Here is a 13765-nt window from a genome sequence, read left to right on the forward strand (position 1 = left end):
CAGTGGGGTGGGCGGGGGGGACGGGGGTGCGGTGGGGGGTGACGGGGAGGAAGGGAAGGCGGGGGAGGGCTGCGGTCGTCCGGGCGTTCATGACACCGGCTCCTTCAGGACGCGGTCCACCGGCACGTCCGCCGTGACGGTCACCGCGGCCGGGTCCAGGTCGGCCGGTGCGGGCATCACGCTGCCGGGCAGCCGGACGGCCGCCGCCCCGTGCGCGACCGCGGAGGCGAGCGCCTCCGGTCCGCGTCCGCCGGCGACGAGGAAGCCGGCCAGCGAGGAGTCGCCCGCGCCCACGTTGCTGCGGACCACGTCCACCGTCGCGGTGCCGAACCAGGCGCCGTCCTCGTCGACGAGCAGCTGTCCGTCGGCGCCGAGACTGGCGAGGACGGCCGCCGCGCCCGTCCCGCGCAGTTCCTCGGCGGCCTTCAGCGCGTCGCCCACGGTGGTCAGCGGGCGCCCCACGGCCCCGGCGAGCTCCTCGGCGTTCGGCTTCACGACGTCGGGCCGCTCCCGCAGGGCCGCGAGCAGCGCCGGCCCGGAGGTGTCCAGGGCGATGCGCACGCCGGCGGCGTGGGCCCGGGCGACCAGTTCGGCGTACCAGGAGGGCGCGAGTCCGCGCGGCAGGCTGCCGCAGCAGGCGATCCAGGCCGCGTCCCGCGACTGCCGCCGCACCGTCTCCAGGAGCAGCTCCTGCTCGGCCGCCGTCAGTTCCGGGCCCGGCGCGTTGATCTTCGTCAGGACGCCGTCCGCCTCGGCGAGCGCGATGTTGGAGCGGGTGGCCCCGGCGATCGGGACCGGCGCCACCTCGATGCCCTGCGCGTCGAGGAGGTCGGCGACCAGGGCGCCCGGTGCGCCGCCCAGGGGCAGCACGGCCACCGTGCGCCGGCCCGCCGCCGCGACGGCGCGCGAGACGTTGACCCCCTTGCCGCCCGGGTCCACGCGTTCGCCGGTGGCCCGGACGACCTCGCCGCGGTCCAGCGAGGGGACCTCGTAGGTGCGGTCCAGGGAGGGGTTGGGGGTGACGGTGAGGATCATGCGCGTACCACTTCCGTGCCGCCGCGCCCGATCGCGGCGGCGTCGTCCGGGCTCAGCCCGCTGTCGGTGATCAGCAGGTCCACGTCGCTCAGGTCGCCGAAGCGGGCGAAGTGCTCCTGGCCGTGCTTGGAGGAGTCGGCGAGCAGCACCACGCGGCGGGCGGCGGCCATGGCCGCCCGCTTCACCGCGGCCTCGGCGAGGTCGGGGGTGGTCAGGCCGTGCTCGGCGGAGAAGCCGTTGGCGGCCACGAACAGCACGTCCGCGCGGATCTCGCCGTACGCGCGCAGCGCCCAGGCGTCGACGGCGGCGCGCGTGCGGTGCCGTACGCGGCCCCCCACGAGGTGGAGCTGGATGCCGGGGTGGTCGGCGAGGCGGGCCGCGACGGGCAGGCTGTGGGTGACGACGGTGAGGGAGAGCTCCACCGGGAGGGAGGCGGCCAGCCGCGCCACCGTGGATCCGGCGTCGACGATCACCGTGCCGTCGCCGGGGAGTTCGGCGAGGGCGGCCTTGGCGATGCGGTCCTTCTCGTCGGCCGCGGTCGTCTCGCGCTCGGCGAGGTCGGGCTCGAAGTCGAGGCGCCCGGCGGGGATGGCCCCGCCGTGCACCCGGCGGACCAGGCCCGCGCGGTCGAGGGCCTTTAGGTCCCGGCGGATCGTCTCGGCCGTCACCTGGAACTGCTCGGCCAGCGAGACCACGTCCACCCGGCCGCCGTCGCGGGCGAGCCGCAGAATCTCCTGCTGGCGCTCCGGTGCGTACATGTCCGCTTGCCTCCGACCATGCCCGAACGTGTGGTTTTGCTCGGAGCGTACGTCCGAATGTCCAGGAAGTAAACAGTCGTGAGTTCATCCGGGCACGAATGGGCGTCCGCTTGTATCCGCTTTCCGTGTCCGGTCATGCGTCCGGCCATGCGTCCGGCCATGCGTCCGGTGGTGTGGCCGGTGGTGTGGCCGGTCATGCAGGAAGGGCCCGGCGCCCCGTGGGTCCCACGGGGCGCCGGGCCCTTCCTGCGGTGCGGCGTGACCTCAGGACACGAGCTCGCGCTCCCGCTCCACCGCCGGGGCGGCCCCGGCCCCCTCCACGTGCTGCGCCGGGCGCTTCGGCAGGGCGAACATCAGCAGGAAGATCACGCCCATCACCGCGGCCACCCAGCCCAGCGCGTGCCGGAAGCCGTCCGTGAACGCCGGGCCGGCCTCGGCCGGGGCGAGCCGCTCGTCGATCACCCCGAAGAACACCACCGACACCAGGCCGAGCCCCAGCGCGTTCCCCATCTGCTGCACGGTGTTGATCAGGCCCGACGCCGACCCGGCGTGCTCACGCGGCACCTCGGACAGCACCGCGTCGGTCAGCGGGGCCACGATCAGCCCCATGCCGACGCCCATGACCGTCAGCGGGAGCGCCATCTGCCAGGAGGCGATGGACTGGCCGTACCGCTCGGCCTCCCACATGTAGACCAGCACCCCGGCCGCCATCACCAGCGCGCCCGCCTGGAGCACCTTGCGCCCGTAGCGCGGGACCAGCAGCTGCACCGACATCCCGGCCGCCGCGGAGACGGCGAGGGAGAACGGCACGCCGGTCAGCCCGGCCCGCAGCGCGCTCCAGCCCAGGCCGATCTGCATGTACAGCGTCCAGACCAGGAAGAAGACGCCGAGGCCGATGCCGAACACCGTCTGCACCGCGATGCCCGCCGCGAAGCTCTTCACCCGGAACAGCGACAGCTCGATCAGCGGCGAGCCGTCCCGCGCGCTCTTGGTCCGCTCGTACGCCACCAGCGCCGCGAAGACCACGAGCGCGCCGGCCATCGACACGTACCCCCACAGCGGCCAGCCCAGCTCACGGCCGCGGGTCAGCGGGTAGAGCAGCATCAGCAGGGCCAGGGTGACCAGCGCGACGCCCACCAGGTCCAGCTTCAGGGCGCGCGGCGCCTTCGACTCGGTGATGAAGCGGCTGCCGAGGACCAGACCCGCGACGCCGACCGGCAGGTTGATCAGGAAGATCGGCCGCCACTCCAGGCCGAACAGGTTCCACTCGGTCAGCAGTGCGCCGAGCAGTGGCCCGGAGACCGCGCCCAGGCCGACGATCGCGCCGAACAGTCCGAACACCTTGCCGCGTTCGTGCGCCGGGAAGGTCGCGTGCACGATCGACAGCACCTGCGGCACCATCAGCGCCGCCATGGCGCCCTGGAGGATGCGGGAGGCGACCAGCATCTCCGGGTTCACGGCGAGCCCGCACAGCGCGGAGGCGAGGGTGAAACCGCCGATGCCGACGAGGAAGATCCGCTTGCGGCCGTGGATGTCGCCGAGCCGGCCGCCGGTGACGAGCCCGGCGGCGAAGGCGAGCGCGTAACCCGCGGTGATCCACTGGATCTGGCTGAAGGTGGCGCCCTCGTCGCGCTGGATCGACGGGATCGCGATGTTGACGATCGTGACGTCGACGAGGTCCATGAAGGCCGCGGTCATCACGATCGCCAGGGCGAACCAGCGGCGGCGGTCGCCCTCGGCGGGCCGCGGTGCGTGCGGGGTCTCGGTGAAGGTCATGTCCCGAAGCTATGACCCCTGTAGGACAGGTCGTGTCCTACTCCTGGGGCATCCTCGGATCCATGACGACGGACACCCCCGCCCGGCTCCTGACGCTCCTCTCCCTCCTCCAGACGCCCCGCGAGTGGCCCGGCGGCGAGCTGGCCGAACGGCTCGGGGTCTCCCGGCGCACCATCCGGCGGGACATCGACCGGCTGCGGGAGCTCGGCTACCCCGTGCAGGCCACCCTCGGCGCGGACGGCGGCTACCGGCTGGTCGCCGGCAAGGCGCTGCCGCCGCTGGTGCTCGACGACGAGGAGGCGGTGGCCATCGCGGTCGGGCTGCGCGCCGGCGCCGGACACGCGCTGGAGGGCGTGGACGAGGCGTCCGTGCGGGCGCTGGCCAAGCTGGAGCAGGTGCTGCCCGCCCGGCTGCGCCACCGCGTCAGCACCCTCCAGGCCGCGACCACCCCGCTGACCAGCGGTGACGGGCCGAACATCGCCCCCGAGACACTGACCGTGATGGCCTCCACGGTGGCCGGGCACGAGCGGCTGCGGTTCGCCTACCGCGCGGCCGACGGCGCCGAGTCCCGGCGCCTGACGGAGCCGTACCGGCTGGTGTCGACCGGGCGGCGCTGGTACCTCGTGGCCTACGACCTCGACCGCGCCGACTGGCGCACGTTCCGCGTGGACCGGGTGAGCGAGCCGTTCGCGACCGGGGCGCGGTTCACCCCGAGGGAGCTGCCGACCGGGAGCGCGGCGGAGTACCTGCGGCGGTCCATGCACCGGGCGCAGGAGTCGTACGACCTCGTCGTCACCTTCGCCGCACCGGCCGAGGCCGTCGCGGCCCGGCTGCCGGGGTGGCTGGGCCCGCCCGAGCCGCTGGACGAGCGGAGCTGCCGGCTGCGCGCGACGGTGAGCGACGCCAAGGACTGGATGGCGGTGCGGCTGGCGATGCTCGGCCACGACTTCACCGTGCAGGAACCCGCCGAACTGGTGGAACAGGTCAGGGAGCTCGGGGAACGGCTGAGCAGGGCGGCGGGAGCGGCGGGGCGGTGAGGCACCGCCCCGTCCGCCGGTCGTGTCACGCGCCCGCGGTCCAGTCCCCCCAGGGGAAGTCCCGCAGCGCCGCGAGGTTGGCCAACGCCAGCTCCGCCGGCCCTCGCGGGCCCCCGGGGGGACCGTCGCCCGCCGCCCATGCCTCCATGGCGGCGCGCACGGCGGAACCGGCGACGGCGGCGGCGAAGCGCAGCCGGGTGAGGGCGGCAACGTTGTCGGAACCGTACGGGAGCCGGCCGGCCGTCACCCGCCCCGCCGGCGCTCCCTCATCCCCCGTCGGCGCTCCGACGTCCCCCGTCGGCCCGCCCGGCGCGCGGCCGGCCCCCGCCCGCTCCGCCAGCACCTCCGCCAGGCTCCGCTCCGACGCCTGGCACACCTCGGCCCACACCCTGCGCAGGGACGGGTTCTCCTCGGCCAGCCGGATCAGGGTGCGCATCCACTCCCAGGAGGCCGCCGACACTCCGCGGCCCGGCGTCAGCGTGTGGCGCACGGCGTCCTCCAGGGCCTGCGGCAGGGGGACCTCCGCGGGCGCGGAGCGCACCGCCTCCACCCAGCGCTGGGCACCGGCCGCGTAGAGCGGGCCGACGGCCTCCTCCTTTCCGGCGAAGTACCGGTAGAAGGTGCGCGGCGCGATGCCGGCCGCCTGGGCGATGTCCTCGGCACGGGTGGCCCGCAGGCCCTGCCGGACGAAGAGACCGGCCGCCGCGCGGGCGATCTCCATACGGGTCTCGGCCTTGCGCCGCTCGGTCAGCGACGTCGCGTGACCGGACGCGGGAGGCGGAGGCGGTGTCGTCGGGGTGGTGCTGCTCACGCCCGGCAGGCTATGCCCATGTGGCACAATCTGCCATCTGGCGGGCCACCCCGGGGTTCAGGTTCGGGGTGGCCCGCTCTCCAGCCGCGCCGGAACGCGCCCGGACACGAAGAAGCCGGGCCCGGCGCCCGGGGGGAGGGGCGCCGAGCCCGGCTCTGGGAAGTCCCGGCGCCGGGGGGGTTGTGCGTCGGGACGTGGCTCGGGTGTGACGTGGTTCAGGCGGGCGGGGAACCGGGGGCTCCCGGACCCGGGTTCCTGGGCTCGGAGTTCTTGTTCCCTGGGCCCAGCGGGTTGAAGCGGCGTGGAACCGCCATGTTTTGCGCGGTCTTTCGCCACCCGGCGTACGCGGCCGGGCCGGAAGTGCGGCCCCTCTCCCGCGTCGGCATGCGGCGATCGTACGCCCTCGCGCGGCCCGCGCGACGGTGCCACCCGCTCCCGCGTGCCGCCGTCCGCCCCCGCACGGTCCGCGCGACGGTGGCGTCCGTCCGCGCGGCCCGCGCGACGGTGTCACGCCGCCGCGTCGAACCCGGTGTCGCGGGCCAGCTTCTTCAGCTCCAGCAGCGCGTGCTTCTCGATCTGGCGGATGCGCTCGCGGGTCAGGCCGTGCTCCTTGCCGACCTCGGTCAGCGTGCGCTCCCGGCCGTCCTCGATGCCGTAGCGCATCTTGATGATGGAGGCCGTGCGCTGGTCGAGACGGCCGATCAGGTCGTCCAGCTCCTCGCTGCGCAGCAGCGTCAGCACCGACTGCTCCGGCGACACCGCCGAGGTGTCCTCCAGGAGGTCGCCGAACTGGGTCTCGCCCTCGTCGTCCACCGACATGTTCAGCGAGACCGGGTCACGGGCCCAGTCGAGCACGTCGACGACGCGCTCCGGCGTGGAGCCGAGCTCGGCGGCGATCTCGGCGGGCTCCGGCTCACGGCCGTGCTCGCGGTTGAACTCGCGCTGCACGCGCCGGATCCGGCCGAGCTCCTCCACGAGGTGGACGGGCAGGCGGATGGTGCGCGACTGGTCGGCTATGGACCGCGTGATGGCCTGGCGGATCCACCAGGTGGCGTACGTGGAGAACTTGAAGCCCTTGCGGTAGTCGAACTTCTCGACCGCGCGCACCAGGCCGGCGTTGCCCTCCTGGATCAGGTCGAGGAGCGGCAGGCCGCTGCGGGGGTACCGGCGGGCCACGGCGACGACCAGACGGAGGTTGGAGCGGATGAAGACGTCCTTGGCCCGCTCACTCGCGTCGACCAGGGCCTGGAGCTCCTCGGTGGTGGCTCCGGCCTTGTTCTCCTCGTACCCGTCGAGGATCTGCCGCGCGAACACACCCGCTTCGATGATCTGGGACAGCTCGACCTCCTTGGCGGCGTCGAGCAGCGGTGTGCGCGCGATCTCGTCGAGGTACATGCCGACCAGGTCGCGATCGGCGATCTCGCCGCTGTGGGCGCGAACACTGCTTGCCGAGTCGACCGTCTCGCCGGCGGCGGACTGACGACGGGCGACGGCACGGGTTGCCATGCGTGCTCCCTTGCGATGTGAGGTCAGCGGGTGGTCCTGCGGACGCTCGGCACGTCCGTCAGACCCTTCCGGACTCTGCTCGGGTGCCCTGCATCCGTGGGAAACAACGACTGGAATCAGGACAGAATTCCCAACCCGTCCTCCGATTTTTCTGATCATGCAGTACCCTGTCCGCCCACACAGGGAGGCGGGACCATGTCGGAGCGTGCAGAGGTCCAGGTCAGGCCGGGAGTGGAGGGGGACCTGGAGGCCCTCACCGGCCTGTACAACCACTACGTGCGTGAGACGGCGGTCACATTCGACACCGTGCCCTTCGCCCCGGAGGAGCGGCGCCCCTGGCTGCTCTCCCACCCTGTAGACGGCCCGTACCGCCTGATGGTTGCCACGGGCGCCGACCCCCGGCGGATCCTGGGCTACGCCACGTCCAGCCCGTTCCGGGCCAAGCCCGCCTACGCGACCTCGGTGGAGACGACGGTCTACGTCGCCCCGGACGCCGGTCGGCGCGGCATCGGCACGCTGCTCTACAAGGCCCTCTTCGAGGCCCTGGCGGGCGAGGACCTGCACCGCGCCTACGCGGGCGTCGCCCAGCCGAACGAGGCCTCGACGCGACTGCACGAGCGCTTCGGCTTCCGGCACGTCGGCACGTACCGGGAGGTGGGCCGCAAGTTCGGCCGCTGGTGGGACGTGGCCTGGTACGAGAAGGAGCTCTAGCCGCTCCGCCCCCGCGAGCTCCGCCTACCCGGCAGGCCCCCGCCCGCCCGCGGCCCGGCGGCCCCGCACAGCCCGGCCCGGGACAGCCGGCACGGCCGCCCGGCCGGGTACGGTCCGCCGCGGCCCCGGTTACGGCCGGCCCGGCAGGGCCGCCCGGCACGGCCGCTCAGCCGAACTGCACCGACCGCTTCGCCAGCCCCATCCAGAACCCGTCGATCACGGACTTCTGCTCCCCGAGCTCACCGGCGGCGTCCGCGGCGCCCAGGGTGACGAAGAGCGGTGCGAAGTGCTCGGTGCGCGGGTGGGCGAGCAGGCCGGCCGGGGACTTGCGGGTGAAGTCGAGCAGCGCGTCCACGTCGCCGGACTCCAGTGCCCGCCGCCCCCAGTCGTCGAACTCCGCCGACCAGGCCGGAACACCGCCCTGCCGCAGCGCGGCCAGGTTGTGGGTGAAGAACCCGGAGCCGATGATCAGCACGCCCTCGTCGCGCAGCGGCGCGAGCCTGCGCCCGATCTCCATCAGCCGCACCGGGTCCAGGGTCGGCATGGACACCTGGAGCACCGGGACGTCGGCCTCGGGGAACATCTCGACCAGCGGGACGTAGGCGCCGTGGTCCAGGCCCCGGTCGGGGACGTCCTGCACGGGCGTGCCGGGCGCGCGCAGCAGCTTGCGCACCGAGTCGGCGAGCGCGGGGGCTCCGGGGGCGCCGTAGGTCACCCGGTAGTAGTGCTCGGGGAAGCCCCAGAAGTCGTAGACGAGGGGGACCGCCTCGGTGGCGCCGAGGGCGAGCGGGGCCTCCTCCCAGTGGGCGGAGACGACGAGGATCGCCTTCGGGCGGGGCAGCGTCGCGGACCAGGCGGCCAGCTCACCGGGCCAGAACGGGTCGTCGGCCAGGGGCGGGGCGCCGTGGCTGAGGTACAGCGCGGGCATGCGCTCCTGAGTGGCTGCGGTCATGACGGCGACTCCCTCCGGCGATGTGGCGCCGACAGTTTGCTTGAACTATCAAGTTCCACTCCCGACCCTACGCCCAGTTTGTTTAAGTTTCAAGGAGACTGGACGTAAAGTGGAGTACATGAAGACGGCACCCGAATCGGCACGCGCCGAGGAACCCCGCTGGCTCACCGACCGGGAGCAGCGCGTCTGGCGCTCGTACATCGAGGCCACCACCCTCCTGGAAGACCACCTCGACCGCCAGCTCCAGCGTGACGCGGGAATGCCGCACGTCTACTACGGCCTGCTGGTCAAGCTCGCCGAGTCCCCGCGCCGGCGGCTGCGGATGACGGAACTGGCGAAGTCGGCGAAGATCACCCGCTCCCGCCTCTCGCACGCCGTGGCCCGCCTGGAGAAGAGCGGATGGGTGCGCCGGGAGGACTGCCCCTCCGACAAGCGGGGCCAGTTCGCGGTGCTGACGGACGAGGGCTACGAGGTGCTGCGCCGGCACGCGCCCGGTCACGTGGACGCCGTGCGCCAGGCGGTCTTCGACCGGCTCACCCCGCAACAGCAGGAGTCCCTCGGCGAGATCATGCGGATCGTCGCCGAGGGACTCGAGCCGAGCGAAGCGGGTGCGGACCTGCCCTGGCTCCGCTGACGGGCGGAAGCCGGGGCAGGTCCGGGGAGACCGTGCGGACGAGGCGTCCCCTCCTCGTCCGCACGGGTGGCCCGAAGGGACACGCGGGGAGGCGTACGGACCGGGACCGCCGGCGGACGACGGCCGGAACCGGACCGCCGGCGGACGATCACCAGAACCGTCAGTGGGCGACCGCCGGAACCGGAACCGTCAGTGGGCGACCACCGGCACCGGAACCTCGTCCAGGGCGGTCTCGTCCGAGGACGAGGCGATCGTGGTGCCGCCCGGCCGGCCGGCGTTGACCAGGGTCAGGGCGATGGCCGCGGCCACGACCAGGATCCCGACGGCGAACCAGATCGCGCTGGTGTAGCCCTCCACCTGGGCCTGGAGCTGGACCAGCTGCTGCTGGGACCGGCTCGTGGCGCCGCCGATGTGGTCGGCGACGTAGGACGTGGTGGCCGAGGCCGCGATCGTGTTCAGCAGGGCCGTGCCGATCGCGCCGCCCACCTGCTGCGAGGTGTTGACCATCGCGGAGGCGACCCCGGAGTCCCGGGGCTCGACGCCCTGGGTGGCCAGGGACATGGCCGGCATGAACGCCGTACCCATGCCGAGGCCGAGCAGCAGCATCGCCGGCAGCAGCAGGGCCGCGTACGAGGAGCCGATCTCCATCTGCGTCAGCAGCAGCATGCCGAGCGCGGCGACCAGGAAGCCGGGACCCATCAGCAGCCGGGGCGCGACCCGGGTCATCAGACGGGTGCCGATCTGGGTGGAGCCCGTGATCATGCCCGCGATCATCGGCAGGAAGGCGAACCCGGTCTTGACCGGCGAGTACCCCTTGACGACCTGGAGGTAGTACGTCAGGAAGAGGAACAGGCCGAACATCGCGATGATCGCGAGGCCGAGCGAGAGGTAGACCCCGCCGCGGTTGCGTTCGGTGACCACCCGCAGCGGCAGCAGCGGCGCCTTGACCTTGGCCTCGGTCAGCACGAAGGCGGCGAGCAGCACGGCGGAGGCGACGAACATGCCGACGGTCACGGAGTCGCTCCAGCCGTCGGACTCCGCGCGGGTGAAGCCGTAGACCAGCGCGACCAGGCCCAGGGTGGACAGCACCACGCCGGGGATGTCCAGCGGCGAGCGGTTGCGGCCGCCCTCCGGCTCACGGACGACGAAGTACGCGCCGGCCGCGGCGACGACGGCGAACGGGATGTTCACGAAGAACGTCCAGCGCCAGTCCAGGTACTCGGTGAGGAAACCACCGAGGATCAGGCCGACGGCGCCACCGCCACCGGCGATCGCGCCGTAGATGCCGAACGCCTTGGCGCGCTCCTTGCCGTCGGTGAACATCACCGCGAGCAGCGACAGCGCGGCGGGCGCGAGCAGCGCGCCGAACACGCCCTGCAGGGCGCGGGCGCCGAACATCATGGCCTCGTTGGTGGCCGCGCCGCCGAGCGCGGAGGCCGCGGCGAAGCCGCCCAGACCGAGCACGAAGGCCCGCTTGCGGCCCCACAGGTCGGCCATCCGCCCGCCGAACAGCAGCAGTCCGCCGAAGGCGAGGGCGTAGGCGGTGACGACCCACTGGCGGTTGCCGTCCGAGATGCCCAGGTCCTGCTGGGCGGAGGGCAGGGCGATGTTCACGATGGTGGCGTCCAGGACGACCATCAGCTGGGCGATCGCGATGAACACGAGCGCTTTCCAGCGATTGGCGTCGGAGGCACCGGACGAGCCGGATGAACCCGGACCACCGAGGGTCTTTCCGGGCGCCGTCGAGGCTGTTTCAGACATGGGGGTACCCACTTCGGGACTTCGTGACGGAAATCGGGACTGTGTAACGGCAAAAAAGGGTGTCGTGAGGGAACGACTCGTCCTCGAGGACGGCCGCCGGAACGGACGCCCGTCATCCGTGCGGACGGGCGCGCCTGTGTGCGTGCGTCAGGGATTGCTGTCGCTCAGCTGCGCAGATCCTCCACGGTGACGGCCGCGCCCGGCAGGACGGTCCGGGCCGGGGCCCGCATCCCGTCCAGGAACAGCTGCAGATGGCGGTGGACGAAGCGGTCGGCGCTCATGCAGCCGGTGCCGGCCGGGGGCCGGCTCAGCTGGGCGACGCCCACCATGAGGTCGCCGTACTCCACGTCGGCACGGAGCTGACCGGCCGCCTTGGCGCGGTCCATGAGCTGTGCGACGAGGCCCTCGGCACGCCGGCGCGCGTCCTCCAGGTCGGGATGGTGCTGGTCGAAGGTGCTGGAGACCATCGGGCACAGGGCGCTGATCCGCTCGTCGGCGGCGGTGTGCGCGAAGCGCTCCAGTGCTTCGAAGGCGTCCCCGGTCTCGGCGAGCGCCAGCTCGGCCGCCCGCACCGTACGGTCCATCACGGAGCAGACGACCTCGCGCACCAGCGCGTCGCGGTCGGGGAAGTTGCGGTACACCGTGGCGTTGCCGACGCCCGCCCGGCGGGCGATCTCGTCGAACGGCACGTCCGGGCCGAACTCGACGAACATCTCCCGGGCGGCGGTGACGATCCGCTCCCGGTTGCGCAGGGCGTCGGCACGGGGCCGGGGCGCCTTGCGCGGCACGGGGGTGGCGGTCTGCACGGTGCACTCCTCGGTTGCTGTGGCTTGCCTTTCGGTGGCTCCGCACGATCCGGGGAGGGAATCCCCGTTTCGCGCGGACACAGGTCTAAACGGGGAAACGATCCCCGGTTATTTCCCACCCCCGAAGACATTTCCTGTGACGCGCCTCACACTTCCCTGCCCGCGGGCTCCCGGACCCGCCCCACGATCGGCCCCTCCAGCGAGCGTCCGCGCACCCGGTGACGCAGGGTGATCAAGAGGGTGCAGTCGGAGACCGGCGGCTGCCGTGTGGAGCGGAGGTCCTCGCATGCAGCCGCAGCCGAGCCCGCGCCGGATATCCCCTCGCCGCCTGGCCGCCCTCGCCTCCGTGACCGCCCTGACCCTCGCCGTCGCCACCTCGGCCGGCAACAGCCACCTCTCCTCCGGCACCTCGGCCGCCGGCGCCGGACCGACCCCCCTGTCCCGTTCCTCCGCGCACGGCCCCTGCATGATCAGCGGCGGCAGCGAGGTCCAGATGTCCGAGGGCATCCCCACGCCTCCCGGTTACACCCGCTCCACCGGCACCGTCCGCGCCCTCACCCTGATGATCGACTTCCCCGACGCGCACGGCGAGGGCGACGCCCTCGACCGCTACGGCGAGTTCTTCCCGCAGACCCGCGAGTGGTTCCGCACCAGCTCCTACGGCCGCCTCGACTACCGCCCCGAGATCCCCGTCCCCGACTGGCTGCGCATGCCGCGGTCCTTCCGGGACTACGGCATAGAACGCGGCGCCCCCTTCGACCCCGGCTACCGCGAACTGGTCCGCGACATCGTGGCGGCGGCCGACCCCGAGGTGGACTTCGGGGAGTACGACCTGCTGAACGTGCTGATCACCCCCAACGCCGGCCCGCCCGCCCTCGACACGGTCCTGTCCGTCACCTTCGCCGGCAACACCGAGGCCCCGAGCGCGGACGGCGTCCCGGTCGCCAACGCGTCCTTCGTCTACTCCCGCCAGGACGACGGCTCCGGCTCCTACGACCGCACCGGCTACCGCGTCCTGCCGCACGAGAACGGCCACGTCTTCGGCCTGCCCGACCTGTACACGGCCGAGGGCGGCGGCGCGGTCGGCCACTGGGACATCATGAGCGAGGACTGGGGGGCCAACAACGACTTCCTCGCCTGGCACAAGTGGAAGCTGGGCTGGCTGGACGCGGCCCAGGTCAACTGCGTGGCGGACGCGGGGACCAGGGAGTACACCCTGACGCCGCTGGCGGAGGAGGGCGGCCCGAAGCTCGTCTTCGTCCCGCTGGACGAACAGTCCGGCTACGCCGTCGAACTGCGCACCCGCGCGGGCAACGACGAGGTGGTGTGCCGTCCGGGAGTGCTGGTCTACAAGGTCGACGCGGACGTGGACACGGGCATGGGCCCGATCACCGTCTACGACTCCCGCCGCGACAGCGGCGGCTGCACCCGCAGCCCGAACGTCCACGCGGAACTGTCGGACGCGACGTTCACCCCGGGCGAGAGCTTCGTGGACCGGCGGGCGGGCATCCGGGTGACGGTGGTGGCGGGCGACGCGGGCGGAAAGGGCAAGAAGAAGTACCGGGTGCGCGTGACGCGGAGCCCGCGGGACTCCCAGGGCTGATGCGGAGGCGGGGGACGGCAGACGGGCCGCCCCGGACGGCCGGGAGAGGTCGGAGAACCTGCGCTCGATCACGGTCCCCCACACGACCGCACGGCCCTCCGGCCGTCCGACCGGACGGCGACCGCGGTGAACCCAGCACCCCCCACCGAATCCGACCTCCACACCCCCGCCCGCTTCCCCCACGCTCTCCTGACCTGACCCCCACCCTCACGATCGCCTATCCGGTACCCTGACGCGTGTGGTCCTCACGGACCACGAGGGCTGCGCATGCGGCCCGGCTCGCCTTCGTAGCTCAGGGGATAGAGCACCGCTCTCCTAAAGCGGGTGTCGCAGGTTCGAATCCTGCCGGGGGCACCAGGGAAAAGACCTCCCCTC

The 13765-nt window shown here is 73.0% G+C and carries 12 protein-coding genes and 1 tRNA gene; 5 read left to right on the plus strand and 8 right to left on the minus strand.

The window, feature by feature from the left end; genetic code table 11:
* Window positions 1-87 precede the first annotated feature (87 nt).
* From pfkB to GL259_RS17215, 3 genes are all read right to left on the minus strand, one after another.
* The gene (gene pfkB, locus GL259_RS17205; protein WP_159533764.1) at window positions 88-1035 is read right to left on the minus strand and encodes a 1-phosphofructokinase; all 948 of its coding nucleotides are present in this window, start codon (window positions 1033-1035) and stop codon (window positions 88-90) included.
* Window positions 1032-1793 (minus strand): DeoR/GlpR family DNA-binding transcription regulator, encoded by a 762-nt coding sequence (locus GL259_RS17210; protein WP_159533766.1) that lies wholly within the window; start codon window positions 1791-1793, stop codon window positions 1032-1034. Before GL259_RS17210 ends, pfkB begins: the two co-directional genes overlap by 4 nt.
* 264 nt (window positions 1794-2057) lie before the next feature.
* Window positions 2058-3569 (minus strand): MFS transporter, encoded by a 1512-nt coding sequence (locus GL259_RS17215; RefSeq protein WP_159533768.1) that lies wholly within the window; start codon window positions 3567-3569, stop codon window positions 2058-2060.
* 62 nt (window positions 3570-3631) lie between these two features.
* On the opposite strand from GL259_RS17215, the gene GL259_RS17220 reads away from it, so the two are divergent.
* Window positions 3632-4606, plus strand: coding sequence for a YafY family protein (locus GL259_RS17220; protein ID WP_159533770.1), 975 nt, complete (start codon window positions 3632-3634; stop codon window positions 4604-4606).
* A 25-nt stretch (window positions 4607-4631) separates the two neighbouring features.
* On the opposite strand, the gene GL259_RS17225 is transcribed toward GL259_RS17220, so the two are convergent.
* Together GL259_RS17225 and GL259_RS17230 are read right to left on the minus strand one after the other, a co-directional pair.
* The gene (locus tag GL259_RS17225) at window positions 4632-5417 is read right to left on the minus strand and encodes a TetR family transcriptional regulator (RefSeq protein WP_159533772.1); all 786 of its coding nucleotides are present in this window, start codon (window positions 5415-5417) and stop codon (window positions 4632-4634) included.
* Window positions 5418-5924: 507 nt separating this feature from the next.
* Entirely contained in the window at window positions 5925-6923 is a 999-nt protein-coding gene (locus GL259_RS17230) for a sigma-70 family RNA polymerase sigma factor (protein ID WP_159533774.1), read from the minus strand.
* A gap of 195 nt (window positions 6924-7118) precedes the next feature.
* On the opposite strand from GL259_RS17230, the gene GL259_RS17235 reads away from it, so the two are divergent.
* Entirely contained in the window at window positions 7119-7634 is a 516-nt protein-coding gene (locus GL259_RS17235) for a GNAT family N-acetyltransferase (RefSeq protein ID WP_159533776.1), read from the plus strand.
* Window positions 7635-7800: 166 nt separating this feature from the next.
* On the opposite strand, the gene GL259_RS17240 is transcribed toward GL259_RS17235, so the two are convergent.
* Window positions 7801-8562: a class III extradiol ring-cleavage dioxygenase gene (locus tag GL259_RS17240; protein ID WP_159538711.1), complete on the minus strand. Its 762-nt coding sequence runs from the start codon at window positions 8560-8562 to the stop codon at window positions 7801-7803.
* Window positions 8563-8704: 142 nt separating this feature from the next.
* Here GL259_RS17240 and GL259_RS17245 point away from each other — a divergent pair, with 142 nt between their 5' ends.
* The gene (locus GL259_RS17245) at window positions 8705-9220 is read left to right on the plus strand and encodes a MarR family transcriptional regulator (RefSeq protein WP_159533778.1); all 516 of its coding nucleotides are present in this window, start codon (window positions 8705-8707) and stop codon (window positions 9218-9220) included.
* Between the two features lie 189 nt (window positions 9221-9409).
* On the opposite strand, the gene GL259_RS17250 is transcribed toward GL259_RS17245, so the two are convergent.
* Together GL259_RS17250 and GL259_RS17255 are read right to left on the minus strand one after the other, a co-directional pair.
* Window positions 9410-10981: an MFS transporter gene (locus tag GL259_RS17250; protein ID WP_159533780.1), complete on the minus strand. Its 1572-nt coding sequence runs from the start codon at window positions 10979-10981 to the stop codon at window positions 9410-9412.
* Between the two features lie 164 nt (window positions 10982-11145).
* Window positions 11146-11787 (minus strand): TetR/AcrR family transcriptional regulator, encoded by a 642-nt coding sequence (locus GL259_RS17255; RefSeq protein ID WP_159533782.1) that lies wholly within the window; start codon window positions 11785-11787, stop codon window positions 11146-11148.
* Window positions 11788-12073: 286 nt separating this feature from the next.
* Between GL259_RS17255 and GL259_RS17260 the strand changes: the two genes are divergently transcribed.
* Together GL259_RS17260 and GL259_RS17265 are read left to right on the plus strand one after the other, a co-directional pair.
* The gene (locus tag GL259_RS17260) at window positions 12074-13390 is read left to right on the plus strand and encodes a M6 family metalloprotease domain-containing protein (RefSeq protein WP_159533784.1); all 1317 of its coding nucleotides are present in this window, start codon (window positions 12074-12076) and stop codon (window positions 13388-13390) included.
* Between the two features lie 281 nt (window positions 13391-13671).
* Window positions 13672-13747, plus strand: a tRNA-Arg gene (locus tag GL259_RS17265).
* Window positions 13748-13765: the final 18 nt, after the last annotated feature.

The sequence above is a fragment of the Streptomyces sp. Tu 3180 genome (assembly GCF_009852415.1).
In the GTDB taxonomy this organism is placed as follows: Bacteria; Actinomycetota; Actinomycetes; order Streptomycetales; family Streptomycetaceae; genus Streptomyces.

Excerpts from the sequence above, each read along its gene's own strand:
- pfkB (WP_159533764.1), bottom strand. The coding sequence starts at position 1,035 with ATGATCCTCACCGTCACCCCCAACCCCTCCCTGGACCGCACCTACGAG.
- GL259_RS17210 (WP_159533766.1), bottom strand. The coding sequence starts at position 1,793 with ATGTACGCACCGGAGCGCCAGCAGGAGATTCTGCGGCTCGCCCGCGAC.
- GL259_RS17215 (WP_159533768.1), bottom strand. The coding sequence starts at position 3,569 with ATGACCTTCACCGAGACCCCGCACGCACCGCGGCCCGCCGAGGGCGAC.
- GL259_RS17220 (WP_159533770.1), top strand. The coding sequence starts at position 3,632 with ATGACGACGGACACCCCCGCCCGGCTCCTGACGCTCCTCTCCCTCCTC.
- GL259_RS17230 (WP_159533774.1), bottom strand. The coding sequence starts at position 6,923 with ATGGCAACCCGTGCCGTCGCCCGTCGTCAGTCCGCCGCCGGCGAGACG.
- GL259_RS17235 (WP_159533776.1), top strand. The coding sequence starts at position 7,119 with ATGTCGGAGCGTGCAGAGGTCCAGGTCAGGCCGGGAGTGGAGGGGGAC.
- GL259_RS17240 (WP_159538711.1), bottom strand. The coding sequence starts at position 8,562 with ATGCCCGCGCTGTACCTCAGCCACGGCGCCCCGCCCCTGGCCGACGAC.
- GL259_RS17245 (WP_159533778.1), top strand. The coding sequence starts at position 8,705 with ATGAAGACGGCACCCGAATCGGCACGCGCCGAGGAACCCCGCTGGCTC.
- GL259_RS17250 (WP_159533780.1), bottom strand. The coding sequence starts at position 10,981 with ATGTCTGAAACAGCCTCGACGGCGCCCGGAAAGACCCTCGGTGGTCCG.
- GL259_RS17260 (WP_159533784.1), top strand. The coding sequence starts at position 12,074 with ATGCAGCCGCAGCCGAGCCCGCGCCGGATATCCCCTCGCCGCCTGGCC.